Below are 22,519 nucleotides of genomic sequence, written 5' to 3' on the forward strand. Positions count from 1 at the left end.
TTTGACCTACTCCATCCTCATTCTGGGCGGTACGGCCGAAGCCAAGGCGCTTGCCGCCCAGCTTTCGACGAGCCCCGATTACGATATTCTGCTGTCGCTTGCCGGCCGCACCAAGGCCCCGGCCGAACAGCCTGTGCCGGTTCGCATCGGCGGTTTCGGCGGTGCCGATGGGCTTGCCGCATTTCTTGACGAAAAGAACGTTGATCTGCTGATCGATGCAACACATCCGTTTGCGGCGAACATCTCCCGCAACGCTGCCCAGGCGGCGGCGCTGGCGGGCGTTGGTATTCTCGCTTTGCGCCGTCCGGCATGGTCGCGACAGAAAGGCGATCATTGGCAGGAGGTCGCCGATATCGCGGCCGCCGTCCAAGCCCTCGACATTGCCCCGCGCCGGGTTTTCCTGACGCTCGGCCGGCAGGAACTGCTGCCTTTCGAAGCGATGCCGCAGCATTCCTATCTGGTGCGCAGCGTCGATCCGGTCGAGCCGCCGCTGAAGCTGCCGAACGTGTCCTATATCACCGCGCGCGGTCCGTTCTCCGAATGGGACGAGATCCAGCTGCTTGAACAGCAAGCGATCGATCTCATCGTCTCGAAGAATAGCGGCGGTGCCTCCAGCGTCGGCAAGATCAGCGCTGCCCGACGGCTCGGCATCGAGGTCGTGCTGATCGAACGCCCCCGCCTGCCGGATGTGCCATCGGCCAGAAGCGTTGAGGAGCTTGCCGGCATGGTGCGTCACTGGAAGCTCTCCCGCAGAAAACGGGGCGAGTAGACGATCGGTCTTTTGTCCGTCCGCTCGATCAGCCGGGTCTCGGCCGTGCCGACGATCACGCAGGTCGCCATGTCGGCCATCTCGCCCTCAGCTTCCGCGAGCGGCACGATGCGGATCGCCTCGTCGGGGCGGCCTGCTGCACGGCCGAAGATCACCGGCACGCTGCCGGGCAGATGGGCACGCAGAATGTCGAAAGCTTCGTCCAGTTGGTGCGGACGCGCCTTGCTGATCGGATTGTAGAAGGCCATGACGAAGCCCGCTGTCGCAGCCGCCACGAGACGTTTCTCGATGATCGCCCAGGGTTTCAGGTTGTTCGATAGCGAAATGGCGCAGAAATCATGACCCAGTGGTGCGCCGGCCTTTGCGGCAACCGCAAGCATGGCGGTGACACCCGGCACGACGGACAGCTCGATATCACGCCATTCGGCCGGGCCGTCGTCGATCGCTTCGCAAACCGCCGCAGCCATGGCAAATACGCCCGGATCACCGCCAGAAACGACGCAAACCTTGCCGCCCTTGGCCGCCATTTCCAACGCTGCCTTGGCGCGAACCAGTTCCTCGCGGTTATCGGAGGCGTGGCGGTGCTGGTCCGCTCTGAGGTTCAGGCGGTCTATATACGGGAAATAGCCGAAAAAGTCGGTAGATGCCGTAACTGCCGCGAGAGCTTCCGGCGTCATCTGGTCGGGATTGCCGGGGCCAAGGCCGACAACGGTCAGCGACCCGGTCATTTCTTTTCCCCTTGCGGTCGCGTGGTCCAGCCGGGAACGAGCACGATGGAAAAATAGGGTGCAGGGCTTTCGTCACGCGTTTCCAGTCGCTCGGCTGCGCCATTCGCCATGGTGCCGCGCTCGACATAAAGCGCGCCGGAAAGCTTTCCGACCGATGCCAGTGCACGGCGGATTTTTGGCAAGTTACGGCCAACCTTCATAATCACGGCGCCATCCGTAACTGCGAGCCGTTCCGCGAGTTTTTCTTCCGACAGCGTGCCGGGCAGCACGCTCAGAATGTCGTCGCCCTGCACCAGCGGCAGGCCGGTCATCGACCAGCATCCGGACATGGCGGTAACACCTGCAATCACGTCGGCCTGATACCGATCCTTCAGCCGCAGATGCAGGTGCATGTAGGAGCCGTAGAACAGCGGATCGCCTTCGCTCAGCACGGCAACATTCTTGCCGGCATCGAGATAGGCGGCGATCTCTTCGGCCGATCGATCGAAGAAATCGTTGATCGGGTTCTTGTAGTCGGCCTCGTCCTTGTGGGTTTCGATCGTAACCGGATAGACGAGCGGCAGTTCGATCGTGCCGGGGCGGATATGCGCCTCGACAATGGCGCGGCCATTACCGGTCGAGCCCTTCTTGCAGAAGAAGGCGACGACATCGGCCTCGTTGATGGCGCGCACCGCCTTCAGCGTCATCAGCTCCGGATCGCCGGGACCGGTGCCTACGCCGGTAAGCTTGCCCTTGATGATTGCCGCGTTCACAGTCCTGCCCTCGCAAGCGCATTGACTGCGGCGGCAGTCATGGCCGAACCGCCCATGCGGCCGCGTACCACGGCATAAGGAATGTCGTGGGTGGATTCCATCAGCGCTTCCTTGCTTTCCATCGCGCCGACAAAACCGACCGGCATGCCGATGATCGCGGCCGGGCGCGGCGCGCCGGCATCCAGCATTTCCAGAAGACGGAAGAGGGCCGTCGGCGCATTGCCGATCGCGACGACCGCGCCTTCCAGTTCGTCCCAGAGGTCGAGGGCGGCGGCGGAGCGAGTGTTGCCAATGGTTTTTGCCAGTTCCACCGTGCGGCTGTCGCGTAGGGTGCAGATCACCTGGTTTTCCGCCGGCAGTCTTGCGCGGGTCACGCCATGCGCCACCATTTCGGCGTCGCAATAGATCGGCTTTCCGGCCCTCAGAGCGCCACGGGCCGCCTCGACGAAATCGCTTGAGAAACGGAAATGTTCTGCCGCCTCGACCAGTCCGCAGGCATGGATCATGCGCACGGCGATATCGGCCTGTTCCTCGGTGAAGGCGGAAAGATCTGCTTCCGCGCGAATGATCGCGAATGACTTTTCGTAGATCGCATCGCCTTCGCGAATATAGTCGTAATTGGTCATGATCGTCCTGTGGCTGCCGCTGCCAGCCGGTCGGAACCGATCCGGGCAAGGCAGGCGGCTGAGTTTTCGCCTGGCCGTCTTTCCGATCCGACGAGATCGGCGAGGCGGCGAAGCGTGGCGTTGGTATCGGCAAAGCTTGAGAAAGCAAAGGGTTGGTCTGCAGCTTTTCCCTGCGCAATGAGAGAAACGCGATCCGCGGTGCCGCAGATCGCAAGTGCCGCCGGTTGCGGATGGGCGCAGCCTTTTGGGCAACCGGTTACATGCAGCTTGAATGAGCCGTCGAGCAGATCAGCGCATTCGGCGGCCGCTGCTGCGGCGATCTCGTGGGTAGCGATGGTCGCCGAATTGCAGGCCGGGCTGCCCGAGCAGGCGGCAATATGACTGCGGGGATCGGTGACGGACGTGATGAACCCGTTGTCGTGAGCGAAGTCCCGCAATGCCCGGAAGGCGATCTCGGTGCCGAAGAAGAGCAGCGAGTGATCAAGCGCCGGTTTGAGCGACCTTATTCCCAGGCGTGCGGCTTCGCCACAAAGCGCGATTAGATGTTCTGCCTTTGCCTGCCCGAAGGCCGGACCTATGCCGACGGCGTGGCGGTGATTTGAAAGGCGGAATAGATCAAATGGGGAGGCAGCCACTTTTCCAGCCGTCATGCTCGGGCTTGTCCCGAGCATCTGCGACGGATCAACTGTAGCAACGCTGGCAGATCCTCGGGACAAGCCCGAGGATGACGATGAGGTATGGGGCGTGGGCTCGTTCACGGCCAAGTCGCTGGCCAGATCCCGTCCGCGAGCCTTGTTTCCCAGGATTGCCAGCCGTTTCAACATGTCGATTACCGTGTCGACAACCAGTGTTTCACGTAAAACATTGAAAACATAAGCTGATTGTTCAGTGCCACCGAGAAGCAACTTCCAGTCGTGTTTCCCGATCGCGACAAGCCGGATATCCGCCAGCAAATCAGACAGCCGCAAAACCCCGACACCGTCGACCACAACGGCCATTTTCGGCGCCAGTCCGGTGATGTTACGCGCGGCATCACGAATAGCCTCTGCCAGCGGTCGGGGATCGGCGATCTCGCTGTCATCCATCCCGGCAAGCGGCGGCACTTCGACGGCAAGACCCTCGCGAAGCGGCAGGTTCATCGCCCGCACATCGGCATCCAGATGCGGCGCGGATGTTTCACTCAAGCCTCGGACCTGAAGATTGCCGCGGGCGGAAATATCGACCATGCCGTTGCCATGTGTCAGCGCCAGTCGGCAGATATGCGCCAGTTGTTCGGGCGAAATCGTCTCGATCAGCGAGATGCGCGCCAACAGGCCGTCGCCGGTCATCATCGGGGCCGAAAGGGCAGGGCATGCACCGCGTTGCAGGTCGAGCGGGAGAGCCGTCATGCGACCTCTCCCATCAACATCTCAAGCTCGGCATCGACCGCATTCCGCCGCGGATGCCAGAGGCCACGGTTGAGTACTGAGCGGAACCGCTCGCCCATATAACGAGCGCCTTGCGGGTTCTGTGCCACCAGGAATTCCCGCACGGTCTCGTCACCTAGGTAGGCGTCATAGGTCGCATCGATAAGCGATTGCGGGATTGCGTGGGTGGTTTCGGCAAAACCGATCAACCGGTCGACGGTCTCGACAAGTTCGGCAGCACCGCGCGGTCCATGGCGCATCTGCCCGGCGATGAAGCGCGGATTGGTGGCCCGCGCGCGGACAACCCGCGTGACGGCCTCGGAAATCGAGCGTGCTTTCGGTTTTGCAGGATCGGTTGTGTCGAGCGCGATCACGTCCGCCTTGCCGCCGAGCGCCGCCACCGCTGCAGAAAAACCGCCGATAAAGGCAACATCGGCCGATCCGTCCAGAAGATCGCGGCCGGGATCGTCGCCGGTATGGACGAGCAGGTCGGCATTGCCGATCCGTCCGGCAAATTCGCCGGGTACGTGGCTTGCCATGCCGTCCGCGCCGCTGAAGGCGTGGCTGGTGGCGTCGAGATAGATGCGGCCGAGTTCTTCCCGCTCGCCCCAGGATCCGTCGGCAAGCTTTTCCTCGATACCGGAGCCATAGGTGCCGGGCGCCGAGCCGAAAATGCGCGGCGGAACCGAGCCGGTTTTCTGTGTCTCTTCAGCAAGCGGATTGTCGCCCGGTGCTTCCTCGCGTGCTGCAATCGCCCGCATCGCGGCATCCAGTAGGGAGATCAGCGCCGGGAACATGTCGCGAAACAGGCCGGAAATCCTCAGCGTCACATCCACGCGCGGACGGCCGAGCTGCGCGGGAGGCAAAACCTCGATACCGGTCACACGGCCGGTCGCCATATCCTGAACCGGCCTTGCGCCCATCAGTGCCAGAACCTGCGCCACTTCCTCGCCGCCGCTTCGCAGCGAGGCGCTGCCCCAGAGATCGAAAACAAGGTTTTTCGGCCAGTCGCCATGATCCTGAAGATAACGGCGCAGAATTTCGTCGGCGGCACGTTTACCCAGCTCGAAGGCGGTCGGCGTCGGCAGGGTGCGCGGATCGCTGGCAAAGAGATTGCGCCCGGTCGGCATCACATCGCGGCGGCCACGTGCCGGTGCACCGGAAGGGCCGGGGCGGATATGCCGGCCATCCAGCGCGTCGAGCAGCGCCTGCTTTTCCGTCCCGGCGCTGGCGATCCGCAGCGGGTCATCGTCGCCTTCAGCCACTTCGCCGAAAACATGCTGGCCATCCTTGATCGCAAAGTCCTTGAGATCGCAGAGAAACGCATCGATCCGGGCGAGCGCAGTATCCGGGTCGTCGTCACGGGAAACACCGGCATCGGTGGCAATCGTGGTATCGCGGGCCGCATCGACGATCAGTTTTGCCAGCCGGTCGCGACGGCGGCGGTCCAGGCCATCGGCCTGGGCATATTCGTCGACCAGCAGTTCGAGCTTCTTCTCATCATCCGAAAGACCGGCGCCGGTCAGAACCGGAGGCAGGTGGCCGATGGTTACGGCGGAAATCCGCCGTTTGGCGACGGCTGCCTCGCCGGGATTGGAAACGATGAAGGGATAGATGACCGGCAGGCCGCCAGTCACCAGTTCCGGGAAACAATCCTTCGACAGCGCCACCGTCTTGCCCGGCAGCCATTCGAGCGTGCCATGGGCGCCGACATGCACGATCGCATGGGCGCCAAAGGTATAGCGCATCCATTGCCCGAAGGCGATCAGCGCGTGGCGCGGGGGCAGATCAGGGCTGTGGTAATCGGTGCGGCGATCGGCATTGCGACCTCGATCCGGCGCCAGCGCCACGGTGATATTGCCGAACTGCGCGGCGCGGAAGCGGTAAACACCATCTTCGAGATCCGAGTCGTCTTTCGCATCGCCCCATGCTTCGTCGGCACCGGATGCTGCGACGTAGTCGCGAAGCGGCAGGGAGCCAGTCTTCCCGTCGAGACGATCAAGGAGGTCGCGGGGCGTTTCCGGAATATCGTCAACCGAATAACCGGCGAACGAAAGCTCGCGCAGCATGGCAAGCACGCTTTGCGGCACATCCAGCCCGACTGCGTAACCGGTGCGGCCCGGTGCGCTCGGATAATCCGGCATCAGAATAACGATTTTTCGCTCCGCGCGGGCCGTCATCTTCATCCGCAGAAAGGCTGCGATCCGCTCCGCCACCTGGTCGACGCGATCAGCTTCAGGGCTGTTGACGAGTTCGGCCGAGCCGCTGCCCTGCTTGAAGGAGATCACGCCGGCCAGAATGCGGCCATCGAGTTCAGGCAACACGACATGCATGGCAAGGTCGGCAGGGTTCAAGCCGCGCCTGCCCTCGGCCCAGCCTTCACGCCTCGTGGTCGCGACAACGATCTGGAAGACCGGGATGCCGGAGCGATCGAAAATCGTCTCGTTCCTTTCATCCGTGCCGCTGGCAAAGGCAGTGGTCGTCAGGATCGCAGCGGGCCGAAGCTCGGTTATCGCCTGTTCGACAAAGCTTATCGCTTCGGCATCCTTGAGGCCGCTGACGAAGAGCGGTACGGGGGCGAAACCGCGAGCCTCAAGCGCTTCGAAGAGTGCATCGATCGGTGCGGCATCGTTGGCGAGCAGCATGGACCGGTAAAACAGGATCGGCAGGCACGGCGCATCGGGCGAAAATCCGGCCGTCAGATCTTGTCGATCGACGATGCCTATTCCGGGACGATAGAAACCTGCCTTCGGCATGGCTATTGCAGGCGGAAGCTCAGTCGTATCATTGCTTGCCAGGGCTCCCAATCGCTGCACCAGAAGCCGCATATTGTCCGGTCCGCCCTCGCGAAAACAGGCCAGGATTCCTGCAAGGTTTGCCTCGGAAACCGTGGAGGCGGCGGCCAGCCGCTCGTCGCGCATGCTGCATTCGCCGGGCAACATGGCGAGCGCGATCTTCTTCCGCTTCGCCAGCCGCGACAGTTCCTCGACGCCATAGGCCCAGCGATCATAACCGCCGAGAATGCGCACGAGGATGACTTTTGCATGGGCTGCGGTCTTTTCCAGCCACAGATCGACGGACATGGGGTGGCGCAGGTCGGAGAGGTTGGTGAGGGCGAGGGATGGGGAATGGTCGTCGCGCCAAACGTCACCCCCCTCTGCCCTGCCGGGCATCTCCCCCACATGGGGGGAGATCGACTCGCGGTGAGGTTTCGCGCCATTTAAGGGCTGGGAATTTGGTGATGTCGGTGCGTCTTGCTGATCTCCCCCCTTGTGGGGGAGATGGCCGGCAGGCCAGAGGGGGGCATCAAGACCACCAGCCCCAGCCGTATCCTGCTCGACACGGCCAACCGCCTCCCAAGCCGCCGCAATCCCGTTCAAATCGCTGCCGGAAAAGGACAAGACCACCACATCGGCCGGTGACTGGTTGAGGTCTACCGGTTCGATCAGGTCGTCGAGCGACGACGATGTGGTGGCGAGTATGTGCATCCTTTTCCTTTGTCTGTCGCAATTCCGGAGGGAAAACCGCCTCGCACTTTTCCCGGAATTGCTTTGCTCGGCTTTTATGCCGCCAGCATCTTCTCGATCGCGGCACGGTCGATGCCCTTTTCGCCGATCACGACGAGGCGGCTCTGGCGGGTTTCGCCGGGCGCCCAGGCGCGGTCGAAATAGTGGTTCACGCGCGATCCTACAGCCTGAACCTGCAGGCGCATCGGCTTGTTCGCGACCTCGACAAAGCCCTTTATGCGCAGCACGTTTTCTGCTTCGGCGGTCGCGGAGATACGGGCGGCCAGCGCTTCGGGGTCGGTTACCGCAGCCAGATCGATGACAAAACTGTCGAAATCGTCGTGGTCGTGGTCCAGTTCGTCGTCATGATGGGTCTTGCGGTTCTCGATATCGTCCTCGACGGCAAGGCCGAGGCCGATCAGAACGCCCGGATCAACCGCGCCATTGGCAGCCGGCACGATCTTGACCGCACGCGGCAGATGCGCCTGAACGCGGCCCTTGGCGGCTGCAAGCGAAGCCTGGTCGAGAAGGTCGGTCTTGGTCAGCACGATCATGTCGGCACAGGCGACCTGATCCTCGAACACTTCCTCGACCGGATCGTCATGGTCGATCGAGCTGTCAGTCTGGCGCTGGGCTTCGAGCGCATCGTGGTCATCGGCAACACGGCCTTCGGCCAGGGCCACGCCGTCGACTACGGCAATAACGCCGTCCACGGTCACGCGCGCCTTGACCGCAGGCCACTGAAAAGCCTGCACGAGCGGCTTCGGCAGCGCCAGGCCCGAGGTCTCGATCAGGATATGATCGACGCGCGGCTCGCGGGCAAGAATCTGGTCGATCGCCGGCACGAAATCGTCTGCCACCGTGCAGCAGATGCAGCCATTGGCCAATTCGATAATGTTGTCGTCCGGGCAGCTCTCGATGCCGCAGCCTTTCAGCACCTCGCCATCGATGCCGACATCGCCGAATTCGTTGACGATGATCGCCAGCCGCTTGCCGTCCAGCTTTTCGATAAGGTTGCGGATCAGCGTGGTCTTGCCGGCGCCGAGAAAGCCGGTAACGACGGTGCAGGGAACCTTATCGAACTTAGGGGCAGAGTTTTCGCTCATGAAGGCATGTCCTCGTGGTGATGAAAGGGTGGGATACGGGCCGTCATGCCCTTGCCGCGCAGGCACATGGGGCGACCGCGAAGGGGCAGGAAGCCGCGCTCGTCTTCGGCCAGCATCATGGCGCCGGTGACGATATCGTCGACATTGTCGGTGGAGAGATGGCCAAAAACATAGGACCAGCCGGAGCGGTGGTTGAAGGCCGCACTCGGGCTCTTGTCGCAATTGGCAAGGCAGGTGACCGGCTTGACGGCGAGCGGCTTGCCCTCGGTAGCCAGTTTCAGCGCTTCGATCAGGCCTATACCGGGGCGGGCCTCGCTGTCCGTCGCCTCGCGGCAATTGGTGCAGACAAAGATCGTCACGTCCACGTCGCCGGCATTGCCGGTGGCGGTCGTTCCGGTTTCGTCTTTTCGCGCATCATCTGTCATCAGGCCGCACTACCGCCGGGTTACTCAAGTCGGGGTGCGGAACAGGAAGGCCAGGCCATCCTGCAGCGATGATTAAAGCCTTTGCCGGAGCACCCCGCCCGGAAAAGCATGATTTCTGTACGGCAGGTCTCCTGGCTCGCGGGTCGTCACCATCCGCCTGCCTTCCCGGTTTCCCAGTGGCGTCTCTGGCTGGATGGCTCGCCGCACACAGTTGCGGGGGCAGCCGCGGCATTGGACTGATTTTGCAAGTCCGCACCGCATTCTCTCTTAGCCCCTGCCGTTGCCGGCAAGGGACCGTCGTGGCGCTCAAGTAAGCGTTCCGCGGTCAAACTGTCAATGTCGCAAAGGCGATTGCCGATGCAACCGAATTGGCTATAGTGGACCTGTCTTTGGTACCCGGAAGGGTTACTCAAGGGAATGCGGTGCGACGATCCTTCGTCAAACCCGCGGCTGCCCCCGCAACTGTAAGCGGAAAGCCTTTACCCAAAACGGCCATCCGGCCGTCAAGCCACTGGAGCAATCCTTTTCGGATTGATCTGGGAAGGCGGGTGAAGGCGCCCGATCCGCGAGCCAGGAGACCTGCCAGAGAGATTTGGAAATCTAGAACAGCCCTCGGGTGGAGGGCAGAAAGACGCAATCCATGATTACGAATTCTGCTGCAGGTGCAGTCAGCGTTTCCGCATCAAAAATCATTCCTCTGAGCATGTCGGCCCTTCTCGGCCTGTTCATGGTCGGTTTCGTCGGCTTCTCGCATCTGGAAGTCGTGCATAACGCCGCCCACGATACGCGCCATTCGCTGGCCTTCCCCTGCCACTAAGAGGAATTTCAAAATGTCGTTGTTTCGTAACATCGTCCTTGCGGCGGTGGTCGCCGGGCTATTGTCCGGCCTGCTGATGACCGTGATGCAGAGCTTTTCCACGGTGCCGCTGATCCTGCAGGCGGAAACTTTTGAAAATGCCGGCGGCGAAGAGGCCGGACACAGCCATTCGCATGACGCAGCGCCGCCTGTTGCCGGTACCGCCCAACCAGCTGCCGCCGATCACCATCACGACGAGGAAGCCTGGGCGCCTGCCGATGGTTTCGAGCGTTTCATCTATACCGCTTCGGCCGATGTGCTCGCCGCCATCGGCTTTGCGCTCGTCGCGATCGCGCTGGCCGAAGCGCTCGGCGGTTTTGGCGGCTGGCGGGGTGGTTTGATGTTCGGCATTGCCGGCTTCCTCACCGTCAGCCTTGCGCCGGGTCTCGGCCTGCCACCGGAACTTCCGGGCATGCCTGCCGCCGAACTCGGTCCGCGTCAGCTCTGGTGGGTCTCGACCGCCATCTGCACCGCTGCAGGTATCGGCCTTCTCGCCTATACCCGCTCGGCCCTGCTGGCGGCTCTGGCGATCGTGCTTCTGGTCGCTCCGCATCTTGTCGGTGCGCCGCTGCCGCCAAGCCATGAAACGGCTGTGCCGGCCGAGCTTTATGCCCGTTTCGTCAATGCCGTTTATGCCACTAATCTGATCTTCTGGGCGGTTCTCGGTGTTGCCGCCGCCGTGCTAAGGCAGGCATTTCGCAGCGGAGAACATGTGTCTCTCAAAACCGAAAGGGAGCTTGCAGCGCGTTGAAGACTGTAGACGAAACCACCGAGGAGCGCCATCGCGCCAAGATGGCGAACCGCAAGGCGGTTCAGGATGCCGAAGTCGCAGAGAAGACCCTGGAAAAGGGTCTTCTCATCGTCCATACCGGCCCCGGCAAGGGCAAGTCGACGGCGGCCTTCGGGCTGGCGCTGCGCATGCTCGGCAATAATCGCCGTGTTGGTATCGTGCAGTTCATCAAGGGTGCGTGGTCGACCGGCGAACAGCCGGCACTTGCCGTGTTCGGTGATCGTGTCGTCTGGCATACGATGGGCGAGGGGTTCACCTGGGAAACCCAGGACCTGAAGCGCGATATCGCGGCTGCGGAAAGGGCCTGGGAGAAAGCGCTCGAACTGATGGCCGACGAAACCATCGGGCTGGTCATCCTCGATGAGTTGAACATTGCCTTGCGCTACGATTATCTCGATCTTGAAAAGATCGTTGCCGCATTCCAGGCCCGACGCCCCGACCTGCATGTTGTCGTTACCGGCCGCAACGCGAAACCGGCCTTGATCGAGGCGGCGGATCTGGTGACGGAAATGTCTCTGGTCAAGCATCACTTCAAGGCGGGCGTCAAAGCCCAGGCCGGCATCGAGTTCTAAATCATGGTCGCTCGCTCGCTGATGTTCCAGGGAACGGGCTCCGACGTGGGCAAGTCGCTGGTCGTGGCCGGTCTTGCCCGCGCCTTTACCTTGCGTGGCCTGAGCGTCATGCCGTTCAAGCCGCAGAACATGTCGAACAACGCCGCCGTCACCGCCGATGGCGGCGAGATCGGTCGGGCACAGGCGCTGCAGGCGCGGGCGGCCGGCGTGCCGCTCAGCGTTCACATGAACCCGGTCCTCTTAAAACCGCAGAGCGAGATCGGCTCCCAGGTCGTGGTGCAGGGGCGGGTCGAAGGCAATGCCAAGGCCTCCGAATACCAGCATCTCAAGCCACGACTGCTTTCCCGCGTGCTCGAAAGCTTCGAGATCCTGCGCGCCAAGGCCGATCTGGTTCTGGTCGAGGGTGCCGGCAGTGCCTCTGAAATCAACCTGCGCCAGAACGATATTGCCAATATGGGTTTTGCCCGCGCCGCCGATGTGCCGGTTATCCTGATCGGCGATATCGATCGCGGCGGCGTCATCGCCAGTCTTGCCGGCACGAAGCTGGTCATCGACGCCGATGATGCGGCGATGATCCGCGGCTTCATCGTCAATCGGTTCCGCGGTGATCCGGCGCTGTTTGCCGAAGGCATGGATCTGATCGGCCGCTTCACCGGTTGGCAGTCGATCGGGCTTCTGCCGCATTTTGCCGATGCCGCACTTTTGCCCGCCGAAGATGCGCTGGGCCTTTCCCAGTCCTTTGCCCGCAAGCCGGGCGCGAAAATCCGCATCGCGGTGCCGATCCTGCCGCATATTTCCAATTTCGACGATCTCGATCCGCTGGAAGCCGAGCCGGATGTGGAACTGATCCGCGTCCACCGCGGCCAGCCCATTCCCGGCGATTGCGATCTCGTGCTGCTGGTCGGCTCCAAGGCCACGATTTCGGATCTTGCGGCGCTGCGCGAAGCCGGGTTCGATGTCGATATCGCTGCCCATTATCGCCGCGGCGGGCGGGTTCTCGGTCTCTGCGGCGGGTATCAGATGCTTGGCAAGCGGCTTTCCGATCCGGAAGGGACGGAAGGACCGCCCGGCTCTGTCGATGGCCTCGGCCTGCTCGATGTGGAAACGGTTCTTTCCGGCGCCAAGCGGCTTGAAGCCGTTTCGGGTACCAGTTTCGACGGCATTTCCTTCGCCGGCTATGAAATGCATATCGGCCGCACGTCCGGCGCGGATTGCGCCCGACCGTTCTCGATGATCGGCGGCCACGCGGAAGGGGCCTCCTCCGCGGATGGCCGGGTCATCGGCACCTATGTGCACGGGCTGTTTTCCGACGACAGGCAACGTTCCGCCTGGCTCACCCGTCTTGGCGGCTCGTCCTCAGGCCTCGATTACGAGGCGAATGTCGATGCCATTCTCGATCGTCTGGCCGCCCATATGGAGCGGCATCTCGATCTGACAGGGTTGCTCAGACTTGCCACATGAGGATCGCCAGAACACCGAAAAGGCCGATCAGCAGCATGTCGGCGATGCGGGCAATCTTCAGCGCGTCGTAGATGTCCTCATAGACCAGTTCGCTGCGGCCACCTTCACCCATATAACCCGCCTCGATCATCTCGCCGCCATAACTGCGCGGGCCGGCAAGCGCTATGCCCAGCGCCCCCGCCATCGCCGCTTCCGGCCAACCGGCATTCGGCGAACGATGGTTCTTGGCATCGCGGCGGATCGCCCTGATGGCATTGCCGGGCGAGGCATCGCGAACGAAAAGGGCGGCAACCACGAAAAGCGCTGCGGTCAGTCGCGAGGCGGGCAGGTTGACCAGGTCGTCGAAACGCGCTGCCGCCCAGCCGAAGGCCTCGTGGCGGGCAGAGCGGTGGCCGATCATGCTGTCGGCGGTATTGGCGGCCTTGTAGGCCGCACCGGCAGGCAGACCGCCGATGCCCATCCAGAAGGCCGGGGCGACCACGCCATCCGAAAAGTTCTCTGCGAGGCTTTCGATCGCCGCCCGGCAGACCGCCGCTTCGTCCAGCTGTTCGACATCGCGTCCGACAATTCGGGATACCGCTGCCCGTCCCGCCGGCAAGCCATGATGCTTGAGCGAGGAAGCGACATCGCGCACATGCCGTTCCAGGCTCTTCTGGGCCGGAAGGCTGGCGGCGACGAGGATGAGCAGGATCGGACCAAACGGGATTACAAGCAGCACGTCCTGCAGCACCGCAGAGACCAGAATGACGACCGCCATCAGAACGGCGAGTGCCTGGATCCCCATGCGTTTTCGCGTGGCGAAGTCATCCGCTTCGCGGTTCCATCGGGTGTCGAGTTGAGATATCAGCCGGCCGATCCATGTCACGGGATGGCCGATCAGCTTGAACAGCCAGTCCGGATAGCCGGTAAAGCGCTCCACGATCAGCGCGAGAAATGCGAGAAGGAACATTGCTGTGGCAAACCCAATGGATAAAAATGTCGTTGGCGATCCTATCCAGCACGGCGGCAATCTGGCCAGGGCGCGGGCGCTTTTTCCTCAGGCGCCGGAACCGTGGATCGACCTTTCGACTGGTATTAATCCGCATTCCTATCCGCATTCGCCGATCCCTAGCAATGTTTTTGCACGGCTGCCGGAGCCGGCATCGCTTGATGAGCTGAAACTGATCGCGGCCAATGCTTATCACGCGCCATCCGCAGCCCATGTCGCAGCCGGACCGGGTACGCAAATCCTGCTGCCGATCGTCGCCTCGCTGATCGGTGGACGCAAGGCCGCGATCCTGTCTCCGACCTATGCCGAACATGCCCGCGCGGCAAAACTGGCCGGCTTCGAGGTTACCGAAACCGATGACATCGATCAGCTCGCAACGGCGGATCTCGCCGTCATCGTCAACCCCAACAATCCGACCGGCCGCATCGTGGCGAAGACGGATCTCCTTTCGCTTGCCGACGCCATGCGGGCCAAAGGTGGACTGCTCGTCGTTGATGAAGCCTTTTCGGACGTGTCTGAAGCCAAAAGCGTTGCCGAAATGGTCGAAAGCGGTGGCCTTCTGGTCTTGCGTTCATTCGGAAAATTCTACGGCATGGCAGGCCTCAGGCTCGGTTTCGCGATCTCGCATCCCGATGTGGTGCGACGGATTGAAGACAGGCTCGGTCCCTGGGCGATATCCGGCCCGGCGCTGCATGTGGCAAGCGAGGCACTGGCCGATGGCTGGTGGCAGGTGATGATGCGCCGGCGGCTGGAAGACGAAACGGCTCGTCTGGAGACGCTGCTGACGACTGCCGGCATTTCCATGCATGGCGGCACATCGCTGTTCCGGTTGATCCGGGATTCCAAGGCCCAGGCACTTTACCGACATCTTGCCAGCCATGGCATCATCACCCGTCGCTTCGATGAGCGACCGGACGATCTCAGGATCGGCCTGCCGGGTAATGACGGTTGGGTGCGTCTGGAAAACGCGCTGGCGTCTTTCGCCGCAAGCTGATCCGTCCCCTAAACGGGCCAGATCTGCCGTTCGAGATTGAAGGCGCGGCGAATGAAATTGGCCGGTTCCACCCATGTGCCTTCGGGATCCGGAAATGATGGCTTGGCGTCGGACGGCGGCAGGTATTCGCCGTGATCGTAATCCAGTTCTTTATCGATCTGCCAAGGCTGAACGGTATTGCCGATTGCTCTTGGCGGTCCGCGAAAGCCGAGCGCACCGGAGAGCGGATTGCTGGTCGGGTCGAGAACATGCCCGAAGAAATTGCCGAACGGAAAAGCCAAGCGAAGCACGAGGTCCTTTTCGGATGCAAGCACATAGATGTGTCCGGTCTTTGCGAATGAATCGGCATATTCCTTCTCAAGGCAGGTTCGTTCTATGGCTGCCGCCATCAGGCATGCCGAGCGTGTTTCGCGATTCAGCCGTCTGATCGTTTCCAGAACCACTCTGGCGCCCAGGCTGTGGCTGGCGAAGGAAAAACTTGCGGCCTGCCGCAGTTCACGATTGCAGAATGCCGCCAGCCTCTGGCCGGTCAGATTCGCCGTTGGTTTTTCCACCGGGTAGCTGATGAAGCCCGCCTGGGAATCACCCGGCCATAAGATGCCGATGAAAACAGCAGAGGGCGGCAGGTCGAGAAGTGTCTCGAGCCGGGAGAGCGCATGCACGCCATCGCTCTGTCTGTTATTGTAGCCGTGAACGGCGAAAAGGACATCACGGTCGGCTGTCTGCTGCCTGAATATATCCGGTCTTACCGGAGACAAGGCAAAGTCCGTATCAATCTTCTGCATTGCCGGCGTCATTGCGATGGCGCCGCCAATTGGTGAAACCCTGAAATTGAGGAATAGCGTCACGGCGAAACCCTATCCTCTTACTGCTTTGAACGCCCATGCGGCTTTGGAAATGGCCGAGGACAGATCCTTGGCTATCGGAGCGACAGGAACGGCGACGAGCCCGATCAGGAAGGCCAGAATGAAATGCGAAGATTCGAAATCCTCGGTGACCACCGCCATGCCCACCTCAGCCAGCACGATCGCAATTGCAGCGGCGACGAAGCGTGACGTATTGCGGAACTGCTGTTCGGCGCGCTCGAAGGCTGCGTTCAGCCGTGCGTCGATGATCGCGTCGAAGCGCGCCAGAATGGCCAACTCAGTCTCGTTCGGCGTCTCGCCGATCTCCATCTTCCGGGCGATCGTGGTAAGAAGATTTTCGTCACCCGGCAGAACATAACCGGCAATCGGTGCGGCTGTCTGCGAATTGAAGCCCAGCCTTATCAGATTTCTGGCGGCGGCCTTCTGCTCGGCCTTGTCCATTCCGTTCAGCCAGTTTGCCTTTACGACCGCATAAGGCTCTTCCGCATTGATCGTCTTGAGAGCGGCTTCAAACGGCTGAAATGCCGATTCGATGAAATGATAGCCGACATTGGAAATTCCGCCGTTAAACGGCTTCGTTACATCCACAAGCCCGAATGCTGCCGTTCCAAGGGCGGCGACCGCCGAGAGAGCGGTGCCGAATTGACCGAGGTTGATACTCCCGATTTCCGCGATATCCATAAGTCCCCCATCTGGCGGCCGGACACATGTGGCAGTGTCTCCCGGCGATATTTTCCAGTGAGAGGAGAGTGAAGTAATTTTCGCTTGGTTGCAATTGAAATAAATACAACCTTTGGTTATTTGTATCTATCCCGCCATGCCGCCTGCGCATTCTGCACCGGCAGAGTGGTTGCCTCATAGACACCACGTGCCACTGCGCGTGCCGTTACCAATGTCGCGAGGTGGCAAAGCTCGGCAAAGTCGGACGGATCGCCAAGAGATTTTCTTCCCGTTGCGGCGGAAAATATCGTGTCGCCATCGCCGGGAAGATGTGCCGGCAGAACGGCGCGGGCCAGGCCGTCATGGGCCATGATCGACAGGCGATGCGCCTGCGCCTTGGTCAGCACGGCGTCAGTCACGACCACGCCGATCGTCGTCGCTTTCAGCTTCACGCCCTTGATGCGCATCGCCGTATCCTCGTCGGTGATCCGCTGCGGAAAACCGAGGCCGCCGAATTCGCCGTTCCTCTCGAAAGGAGCAGCCCAGAAATTCGGGCCATTTCCCATGGTTGTTGAGCCCATGGCGTTTACGGCAAGCAGAGCGGCAATCCTGTGGCCCGACTGGGTCACGCCGCTGGCGGAGCCGATGCCGCCCTTGAAGGTCGCGGTCGTTGCGCCCGTTCCGGCACCGACAGTGCCGAGTACGAATGCTCCCTTTCGGGCAGCCTGAAAGGCAGAATAACCCATCTCGCGATAGGGCGAGTGCAGGCCCCAATCCTTGTTGCCGCCGTTCAGCAGGTCCATGAGGATCGCCTGCGGCACGATCGGCACCCTGGCCGCACCCACCTCGAAACCCCGGCCAATCTGGCGCAGTCCCGACTGTACGCCGCCTGCGGCATCCAGTCCGAAGGCCGAACCGCCAGACAGCACTAAGGCATCGACCGCCTGAACCGTCATTGCCGGGTCAAGAAGGGCTGTATCACGCCCGCCCGGCGCGCCGCCCAGCACCGAGCCGGAGGCAATCGCCGGCTCATCGAAGATGATTGCCGTGACGCCCGAACCGAGCGTGAGGTCGGTGGCATGGCCAACGGCCACGCCCTCGATATCTGTCAGAAGGTTCAGATCCGCCACGGTGCTACCGTCACTCGATGTCGAACTTGACACCTTGTGCCAGCGGCAGGGTGCGTCCGTAGTTCAGCGTGTTGGTGGCGCGGCGCATATAGGCTCTCCAGGCATCCGAACCGGATTCGCGACCGCCGCCGGTTTCCTTCTCGCCGCCGAACGCGCCGCCGATCTCGGCGCCGGACGGGCCGATATTGACGTTGGCGATGCCGCAATCGGAACCACGGGCAGACACGAAAGTCTCAGCCTCGCGCATGTCGTTGGTGAAGATCGACGAAGACAGTCCCTGCGGCACGTCGTTATGCAGCGCCAGCGCCTCATCGAAGGTCGAGTATTTCATCACGTAAAGGATCGGCGCGAAGGTTTCTTCCTTCACGGTATCGGTCTGGTTCGGCATTTCCACGATTGCGGGGCGGACGTAATAGGCGTCGGCTGCTTCCGCATCGAGCACACGCTCGCCGCCGACCACCTTGCCGCCGGCTGCCTTGGAGGCCTGAAGCGCTGCCTGCATCTTGTCGAAAGCCTGGCGGTCGATCAGCGGTCCGACAAGATTGCCATCTGTGAGGGGCGAGCCGATCGTAACCGACTGATAGGCCTTGGCGAGGCGCGGAACGAGCGCATCATAGACGCTGTCATGCACGAAGAGGCGGCGCAGTGTCGTGCAGCGTTGGCCAGCGGTGCCCATGGCGGCGAAGGCGACACCACGCAGGGTCAGATCGAGATCGGCCGTCGGGGTGACGATCGCGGCATTGTTGCCGCCGAGTTCGAGGATCGAGCGGGCAAAACGCTGTGCCAGCTTCGGGCCGACTTCGCGGCCCATGCGGGTCGAGCCGGTGGCGGAAACCAGCGGCACCTTTTCATGGTCGACCAGAGCTTCACCAATGTCACGACCGCCGATCAGAAGCGTCGAAAGGTTCTTCGGCGCCGAGCCTCCATTGGCGATATAGCGAGCCAGCGCCTTGTCGAAGATCGCCTGGGTGGCGAGCGCCGTCAGCGGCGTCTTTTCAGAAGGCTTCCAGACGGTGGAATTGCCGCAGACGATGGCGAGCGCCGAGTTCCACGACCAGACCGCGACCGGGAAATTGAAGGCGGAGATGATGCCGATCACGCCGAGTGGATGCCAGGTTTCCATCATCCGGTGTTCGGACCGTTCGGTTGCGATCGTCAGTCCGTAGAGCTGGCGGGAAAGACCGACCGCGAAATCGCAGATGTCGATCATTTCCTGCACTTCGCCGAGACCTTCGGAGGTTACCTTGCCGACCTCGATCGAGACGAGACGGCCAAGCGCCGCCTTGGCGCTGCGCAGTTCCTCGCCGAGCAGGCGGATCAGTTCGCCGCGCTTGGGTGCCGGCACAAGACGCCATTCGAGGAAGGCTTCATGCGCCGCGTCGATTGCCTTCTTGGCATCTGCGGCAGTGACTTCCGGCAGTCGGCCGATCTCGGTGCCTGAAATCGGCGAGCGAACAGCAAGCGTGCCACCCTTGTACTGGTCGGCAGCAACGCCGAGATCGGCAAAGATCTTGTCCACTTCGGCGGCGAGGTCGAGTTTGGCGAGCGTCATGTCGGTCTCCGGATGTCTGTTTGGAGGGCAATCTACAAGTCGGCGGCGTTTTCGCAACATCTGCCGACCAAGGGAGGTTTCAAAACCGTTCAGTGGCAAAATGCGCGATCTGCGCGCCTGCCTCGTAATAGGCTTCCTTCATCGGGCGAAAGCGTGCTTCCTGCACTTCGGTCAGGGGCAGCGGCAGGTCCGCTTCGGCGATATCGCCGAGAATATAGTTGGCCAGGACCTTGCCGAATGTCGAACCCGGCGAAATGCCGCGGCCATTGTAACCGGAGAACCCGATGACATTGGTGCCGAACCGATGGAAGCGCGGCAGCGCATTGTCGGTCATGCCGATCTTGCCGTACCATTCGGCCTCGAATTCGACGTCTCCCAATTGCGGGAACAGCCGCTTCAGCGAGCGGCGCGCCCAGGCCTTGTGCACCGCTGTGCCGGTGCCGCGCAATGCGCCGACCGAACCGAACACCAGTCGACCGGCCTGATCCATGCGGAATGAGGACAGCACTTCCTTCGTATCCCAGCATCCTTCGCAATTGGGCAGGATAGAGCGGCGCAGATTGGCGGAAAGCGGTTTGGTCGCGAGGTTGAAATAGGGGAGGTGAACCTGTTCGCGCCTCACTTGCACCCACGGCCCCGTCGAATAGGCATCCGTCGCAACGATAACCCAATCGGCAGAAACCTCGCCCTGCGCCGTGCTGACGATCCGTTTTCCGCCTGCCTCGCCGGTCGAGATCACGGGGCTGCCGGTATGCAGCTTTGCGCCGGCCTTGATAGCGGCATGCGCCAGCCCGCGCGCATAGGCAAGCGGCTGCAGCGTGCCGGCGCGCATATCGAGCAGCGATCCGGCATAGGCCTTGGTGCCGATCCGGCGTTCGGTCTCTGCGGCGTCGAGAACGGTCAGCGGCGCGCCGCGTTTCTGCCATTGGCGAGCACGCTCTTCCAGTTCCTTCATGCCTTCCGCGCCGACCGCGCAATGCAGCGTGCCGTTCGTCTCGAGTTCGCAGGCGATATCGTGCTTTTCGATCAGCTCTCGAACCAGATAAGGACCGTTGCCCAGAAGCTCGAGTGCGCGCTCGCCATAATGCTCGCCGAGTTCCTTCGGAAAATCGTCAGGCATCACCCACATGCCGGCATTGATCAGGCCGACATTGCGTCCGGCGCCGCCAAAGCCGATTTCGGCAGCCTCCAGAAGCACGACATCGGTGCCGCGCTCGGCCAGATGCAGGGCTGCCGACAGGCCGGTATATCCACCACCGACGATCACGACGTCGGCGGTGATATTCCCCTTCAAGGGTGTCGTCACAGGTGTAGGCGGCGCGGTCCTCTCCCAGAGGCCGTGCGAACGCGGATCATTCAGCATCAAGAAGTTCCCGGATTTTATTTGTTTTGCACGACTTTACAGAGGCGATTTCGCAGTGAATATCGACATAAATTCATCAGGTCATTCGCTGGAGGAATGACATGCTTCCACCCAGACGCTTCCTTCCATCCTTCTCATTGCTTTCCGCCTTCGAAGCGGCTGCCCGTACCGGAAGCGTCACGGCTGCCGCCAACGAGCTCGGCCTCACCCAAAGCGCCGTCAGCCGGCAGATCTCGGCGCTCGAAAAGCAGCTCGGCGTGGCGCTTTTCCTGCGTGAAAGGCAGACGATCCGGCTGACGCTTGCGGGTGACGCCTATGCACGCGAAGTCCGCGAGGCGCTCAGGCGTATTTCCAACGCATCGCTCAACCTGAGGGCCAATCCGGCCGGTGGCACGCTCAACCTCGCCATCCTGCCGTTTTTCGGCACACGCTGGCTCACCCCGCGGATCGGAAAATTTCTCGACCAGCATCCCGGCATGGTGGTCAATCTGATCACCCGGCTGGAACCGTTCGATTTCCGCTTCGACACGCTCGATGCCGCGATCCATTTCGGCCAGGCGCGCTGGCCCGGTGCGGCATTGAGTTTCCTGATGGATGAACAGACGGTGCCGGCCTGCAGTCCCGAGTTCAAGGCCCGGCATCTCCTGCAAGCGCCCGCGGATCTGCTCCCTGCGCCGCTTCTGCATCTGAGCACCCGGCCGGATGCGTGGGAGCTGTGGCTACGCCAAAACAATGTGCCGTTCGATACGGTGCATGGCATGTTGTTCGACCAGTTCACCACGATGGTCGAGGCGGCGAGATCGGGCCTCGGGGCAGCGCTGCTGCCGCGGTTTCTGATCGAGCGCGAGCTGGAGGAGGGCCAGCTTGTGCTTGCCGCCGATGCGGAACCGATGCCGACAGGCCAATATTACCTCGCCTATCTGCCCGACCGGGCGAGCTATCCGCCGCTCGCCGCCTTTCGTGACTGGATCGCCCGGGAGATCCGGTCGGATATGCTTGCACCGGCGGCAAGCATCGGCCAATAGTCGGTCAAACATATTTTGCGGCTTGAGAGCCGCTCCATCAGTCAGTCCATAAAGGCTAAGCGAACCCCATGAAACCAATCTTCGTGCAGCTGCGCTGCAAGCCCGGCAAGACCTATGAGGTTGCCGACGCCATCTACAAGACGGAACTCGTTTCCGAGCTTTATTCCACCAGCGGCGAATGGGATCTGCTCTTGAAGGTCTATATCAGCGACGAGGCCGAGATCGGCCGTTTCGTCAACGAAAAGATCGCCTGCATTCCGGGCATCGAGCGGTCTCTGACGACGATTACGTTTACGGCCTTCTGAGCCGTAATTCGCTCAACAGACGAGCAAAACAAAAGCCGCCTCAAGGGCGGCTTTTCTGCATCTTGGATTTGAGGCGCAGGCTTAAACGTGCGCGACCGGCGCCGAATTTCTCGATGCGACCAGTTTGCTGATCGCCAGGCGCACGTCGTCGGCCGAATCGAAACGCTGTTCGTCGAGGTCGATGACGTGGAATTTCACCGCGATGAATTTCAAACGGTCTTCATCCGGGATCACGATGCCGACGGGCTCGCCGGCGAATTTGATGACTTGCTTCTGCATGGGTAGACTCCCGTATTGGCTGCAGGACATGCAGCGCAAAACGAATGATAATTTCAGGAACGAATTGAACCGGAAGCGTTACATTCGACAGCACGGAAGGGAGCGGCGATCCGTGCTATTCACATCGAGCGCGTGCCGATCGAAGGCGATGACGCGTGTAGTCTCAGACATGTCACTCTCCTTCTCAAGGGTTGCGCGATAACGTCAGAATCGATTTTCTGACCACCAATCACTCTAGCTGAAACGCGCCAGGTGATCAACGAAATCCAATTTAGACAGAATATTTTTCTGCATGATGACAGGAGAAAGGCGATATTGTGAAATTACGTTCGCAATGCCGCCGGCTACTCCAGCGAGCCT

The 22,519-nt window shown here is 61.6% G+C and carries 22 protein-coding genes and 2 riboswitches; of the genes, 8 read left to right on the forward strand and 14 right to left on the reverse strand.

Translation table 11 applies throughout. The features are described 5' to 3' along the window. Position 1: 1 nt before the first annotated feature. Positions 2 to 769: a cobalt-precorrin-6A reductase gene (locus HNQ72_RS26050; protein WP_183996818.1), complete on the forward strand. Its 768-nt coding sequence runs from the start codon at positions 2 to 4 to the stop codon at positions 767 to 769. On the opposite strand, the gene HNQ72_RS26055 is transcribed toward HNQ72_RS26050, so the two are convergent. The 7 genes from HNQ72_RS26055 to HNQ72_RS26085 form a co-directional block, all read right to left on the reverse strand. Continuing rightward, the gene (locus tag HNQ72_RS26055; protein ID WP_183996820.1) at positions 733 to 1,497 is read right to left on the reverse strand and encodes a precorrin-3B C(17)-methyltransferase; all 765 of its coding nucleotides are present in this window, start codon (positions 1,495 to 1,497) and stop codon (positions 733 to 735) included. The two genes, HNQ72_RS26050 and HNQ72_RS26055, sit on opposite strands and share 37 nt — an antisense overlap. Next, positions 1,494 to 2,249 (reverse strand): precorrin-2 C(20)-methyltransferase, encoded by a 756-nt coding sequence (locus tag HNQ72_RS26060; RefSeq protein ID WP_183996822.1) that lies wholly within the window; start codon positions 2,247 to 2,249, stop codon positions 1,494 to 1,496. Before HNQ72_RS26060 ends, HNQ72_RS26055 begins: the two co-directional genes overlap by 4 nt. Beyond that, on the reverse strand, positions 2,246 to 2,875 hold the full coding sequence (locus HNQ72_RS26065; RefSeq protein ID WP_183996824.1) for a precorrin-8X methylmutase: 630 nt from the start codon (positions 2,873 to 2,875) through the stop codon (positions 2,246 to 2,248). The genes HNQ72_RS26060 and HNQ72_RS26065 overlap by 4 nt, the downstream gene beginning before the upstream one ends. After that, a complete protein-coding gene (cobG, locus tag HNQ72_RS26070; RefSeq protein WP_183996826.1) occupies positions 2,872 to 4,263 on the reverse strand; it encodes a precorrin-3B synthase in 1,392 nt (463 codons plus the stop codon). The genes HNQ72_RS26065 and cobG overlap by 4 nt, the downstream gene beginning before the upstream one ends. Continuing rightward, entirely contained in the window at positions 4,260 to 7,769 is a 3,510-nt protein-coding gene (cobN, locus tag HNQ72_RS26075) for a cobaltochelatase subunit CobN (RefSeq protein WP_373289493.1), read from the reverse strand. The genes cobG and cobN overlap by 4 nt, the downstream gene beginning before the upstream one ends. Before the next feature lie 74 nt (positions 7,770 to 7,843). After that, positions 7,844 to 8,893, reverse strand: coding sequence for a cobalamin biosynthesis protein CobW (cobW, locus tag HNQ72_RS26080; protein ID WP_183996828.1), 1,050 nt, complete (start codon positions 8,891 to 8,893; stop codon positions 7,844 to 7,846). Then, the gene (locus tag HNQ72_RS26085) at positions 8,890 to 9,318 is read right to left on the reverse strand and encodes a DUF1636 family protein (protein ID WP_183996830.1); all 429 of its coding nucleotides are present in this window, start codon (positions 9,316 to 9,318) and stop codon (positions 8,890 to 8,892) included. Before HNQ72_RS26085 ends, cobW begins: the two co-directional genes overlap by 4 nt. Before the next feature lie 104 nt (positions 9,319 to 9,422). After that, positions 9,423 to 9,632, reverse strand: a riboswitch (cobalamin riboswitch). A gap of 59 nt (positions 9,633 to 9,691) precedes the next feature. Further along, a riboswitch (cobalamin riboswitch) is annotated at positions 9,692 to 9,919 on the forward strand. A gap of 39 nt (positions 9,920 to 9,958) precedes the next feature. On the opposite strand from HNQ72_RS26085, the gene HNQ72_RS26090 reads away from it, so the two are divergent. Genes HNQ72_RS26090 through HNQ72_RS26105 form a run of 4 tightly spaced genes read left to right on the forward strand, consistent with a single transcriptional unit; the run spans position 9,959 to position 12,997 of the window. Next, entirely contained in the window at positions 9,959 to 10,135 is a 177-nt protein-coding gene (locus HNQ72_RS26090; RefSeq protein ID WP_183996832.1) for a CbtB domain-containing protein, read from the forward strand. A gap of 13 nt (positions 10,136 to 10,148) precedes the next feature. After that, positions 10,149 to 10,925, forward strand: a complete 777-nt coding sequence (locus HNQ72_RS26095) for a CbtA family protein (RefSeq protein ID WP_183996834.1) — start codon at positions 10,149 to 10,151, stop codon at positions 10,923 to 10,925. Next, positions 10,922 to 11,536, forward strand: a complete 615-nt coding sequence (gene cobO, locus HNQ72_RS26100; RefSeq protein WP_183996837.1) for a cob(I)yrinic acid a,c-diamide adenosyltransferase — start codon at positions 10,922 to 10,924, stop codon at positions 11,534 to 11,536. Before HNQ72_RS26095 ends, cobO begins: the two co-directional genes overlap by 4 nt. A gap of 3 nt (positions 11,537 to 11,539) precedes the next feature. After that, positions 11,540 to 12,997 (forward strand): cobyric acid synthase, encoded by a 1,458-nt coding sequence (locus tag HNQ72_RS26105; protein ID WP_183996839.1) that lies wholly within the window; start codon positions 11,540 to 11,542, stop codon positions 12,995 to 12,997. Here the strand turns inward: HNQ72_RS26105 and cbiB are convergent. Continuing rightward, positions 12,981 to 13,946 (reverse strand): adenosylcobinamide-phosphate synthase CbiB, encoded by a 966-nt coding sequence (gene cbiB, locus HNQ72_RS26110; RefSeq protein WP_183996841.1) that lies wholly within the window; start codon positions 13,944 to 13,946, stop codon positions 12,981 to 12,983. The two genes, HNQ72_RS26105 and cbiB, sit on opposite strands and share 17 nt — an antisense overlap. Positions 13,947 to 13,962: 16 nt before the next feature. Here cbiB and cobD point away from each other — a divergent pair, with 16 nt between their 5' ends. Continuing rightward, entirely contained in the window at positions 13,963 to 14,979 is a 1,017-nt protein-coding gene (gene cobD, locus HNQ72_RS26115; RefSeq protein ID WP_183996843.1) for a threonine-phosphate decarboxylase CobD, read from the forward strand. An 8-nt stretch (positions 14,980 to 14,987) separates the two neighbouring features. On the opposite strand, the gene HNQ72_RS26120 is transcribed toward cobD, so the two are convergent. The 5 genes from HNQ72_RS26120 to HNQ72_RS26140 all read right to left on the reverse strand — a co-directional run bounded on the left by HNQ72_RS26120 (position 14,988) and on the right by HNQ72_RS26140 (position 20,550). After that, the gene (locus HNQ72_RS26120; RefSeq protein ID WP_183996845.1) at positions 14,988 to 15,827 is read right to left on the reverse strand and encodes an alpha/beta hydrolase; all 840 of its coding nucleotides are present in this window, start codon (positions 15,825 to 15,827) and stop codon (positions 14,988 to 14,990) included. Between the two features lie 9 nt (positions 15,828 to 15,836). After that, positions 15,837 to 16,526, reverse strand: a complete 690-nt coding sequence (locus tag HNQ72_RS26125; protein ID WP_183996847.1) for a hypothetical protein — start codon at positions 16,524 to 16,526, stop codon at positions 15,837 to 15,839. A gap of 116 nt (positions 16,527 to 16,642) precedes the next feature. Beyond that, on the reverse strand, positions 16,643 to 17,635 hold the full coding sequence (locus tag HNQ72_RS26130) for a P1 family peptidase (protein WP_183996849.1): 993 nt from the start codon (positions 17,633 to 17,635) through the stop codon (positions 16,643 to 16,645). 10 nt (positions 17,636 to 17,645) lie between these two features. Then, positions 17,646 to 19,187: an L-piperidine-6-carboxylate dehydrogenase gene (gene amaB, locus HNQ72_RS26135; protein WP_183996851.1), complete on the reverse strand. Its 1,542-nt coding sequence runs from the start codon at positions 19,185 to 19,187 to the stop codon at positions 17,646 to 17,648. Positions 19,188 to 19,266: 79 nt separating this feature from the next. Continuing rightward, on the reverse strand, positions 19,267 to 20,550 hold the full coding sequence (locus HNQ72_RS26140; protein WP_183996853.1) for an NAD(P)/FAD-dependent oxidoreductase: 1,284 nt from the start codon (positions 20,548 to 20,550) through the stop codon (positions 19,267 to 19,269). A gap of 101 nt (positions 20,551 to 20,651) precedes the next feature. Between HNQ72_RS26140 and HNQ72_RS26145 the strand changes: the two genes are divergently transcribed. Both HNQ72_RS26145 and HNQ72_RS26150 read left to right on the forward strand, forming a co-directional pair. Continuing rightward, positions 20,652 to 21,575 (forward strand): LysR family transcriptional regulator, encoded by a 924-nt coding sequence (locus tag HNQ72_RS26145; RefSeq protein ID WP_183996855.1) that lies wholly within the window; start codon positions 20,652 to 20,654, stop codon positions 21,573 to 21,575. Between the two features lie 68 nt (positions 21,576 to 21,643). Continuing rightward, positions 21,644 to 21,880, forward strand: a complete 237-nt coding sequence (locus tag HNQ72_RS26150; protein ID WP_112506623.1) for an Lrp/AsnC ligand binding domain-containing protein — start codon at positions 21,644 to 21,646, stop codon at positions 21,878 to 21,880. 81 nt (positions 21,881 to 21,961) lie between these two features. Here HNQ72_RS26150 and HNQ72_RS26155 read toward each other — a convergent pair whose 3' ends face one another. Next, positions 21,962 to 22,159, reverse strand: coding sequence for a hypothetical protein (locus HNQ72_RS26155; protein ID WP_148143694.1), 198 nt, complete (start codon positions 22,157 to 22,159; stop codon positions 21,962 to 21,964). Positions 22,160 to 22,519: the final 360 nt, after the last annotated feature.

The sequence above is a fragment of the Aliirhizobium wenxiniae genome (assembly GCF_014201355.1).
In the GTDB taxonomy this organism is placed as follows: Bacteria; Pseudomonadota; Alphaproteobacteria; order Rhizobiales; family Rhizobiaceae; genus Neorhizobium; species Neorhizobium wenxiniae.

What these genes read in the sequence shown, in the direction of transcription:
- cbiB (WP_183996841.1), bottom strand. Translation starts at nt 13,946, where the DNA reads ATGTTCCTTCTCGCATTTCTCGCGCTGATCGTGGAGCGCTTTACCGGC.
- HNQ72_RS26145 (WP_183996855.1), top strand. Translation starts at nt 20,652, where the DNA reads ATGCTTCCACCCAGACGCTTCCTTCCATCCTTCTCATTGCTTTCCGCC.
- amaB (WP_183996851.1), bottom strand. Translation starts at nt 19,187, where the DNA reads ATGACGCTCGCCAAACTCGACCTCGCCGCCGAAGTGGACAAGATCTTT.
- HNQ72_RS26150 (WP_112506623.1), top strand. Translation starts at nt 21,644, where the DNA reads ATGAAACCAATCTTCGTGCAGCTGCGCTGCAAGCCCGGCAAGACCTAT.
- HNQ72_RS26055 (WP_183996820.1), bottom strand. Translation starts at nt 1,497, where the DNA reads ATGACCGGGTCGCTGACCGTTGTCGGCCTTGGCCCCGGCAATCCCGAC.
- cobD (WP_183996843.1), top strand. Translation starts at nt 13,963, where the DNA reads ATGGATAAAAATGTCGTTGGCGATCCTATCCAGCACGGCGGCAATCTG.
- HNQ72_RS26125 (WP_183996847.1), bottom strand. Translation starts at nt 16,526, where the DNA reads ATGGATATCGCGGAAATCGGGAGTATCAACCTCGGTCAATTCGGCACC.
- cobW (WP_183996828.1), bottom strand. Translation starts at nt 8,893, where the DNA reads ATGAGCGAAAACTCTGCCCCTAAGTTCGATAAGGTTCCCTGCACCGTC.
- HNQ72_RS26085 (WP_183996830.1), bottom strand. Translation starts at nt 9,318, where the DNA reads ATGACAGATGATGCGCGAAAAGACGAAACCGGAACGACCGCCACCGGC.
- cobG (WP_183996826.1), bottom strand. Translation starts at nt 4,263, where the DNA reads ATGACGGCTCTCCCGCTCGACCTGCAACGCGGTGCATGCCCTGCCCTT.
- HNQ72_RS26105 (WP_183996839.1), top strand. Translation starts at nt 11,540, where the DNA reads ATGGTCGCTCGCTCGCTGATGTTCCAGGGAACGGGCTCCGACGTGGGC.
- HNQ72_RS26140 (WP_183996853.1), bottom strand. Translation starts at nt 20,550, where the DNA reads ATGCTGAATGATCCGCGTTCGCACGGCCTCTGGGAGAGGACCGCGCCG.
- cobN (WP_373289493.1), bottom strand. Translation starts at nt 7,769, where the DNA reads ATGCACATACTCGCCACCACATCGTCGTCGCTCGACGACCTGATCGAA.
- HNQ72_RS26090 (WP_183996832.1), top strand. Translation starts at nt 9,959, where the DNA reads ATGATTACGAATTCTGCTGCAGGTGCAGTCAGCGTTTCCGCATCAAAA.
- HNQ72_RS26065 (WP_183996824.1), bottom strand. Translation starts at nt 2,875, where the DNA reads ATGACCAATTACGACTATATTCGCGAAGGCGATGCGATCTACGAAAAG.
- HNQ72_RS26095 (WP_183996834.1), top strand. Translation starts at nt 10,149, where the DNA reads ATGTCGTTGTTTCGTAACATCGTCCTTGCGGCGGTGGTCGCCGGGCTA.
- HNQ72_RS26155 (WP_148143694.1), bottom strand. Translation starts at nt 22,159, where the DNA reads ATGCAGAAGCAAGTCATCAAATTCGCCGGCGAGCCCGTCGGCATCGTG.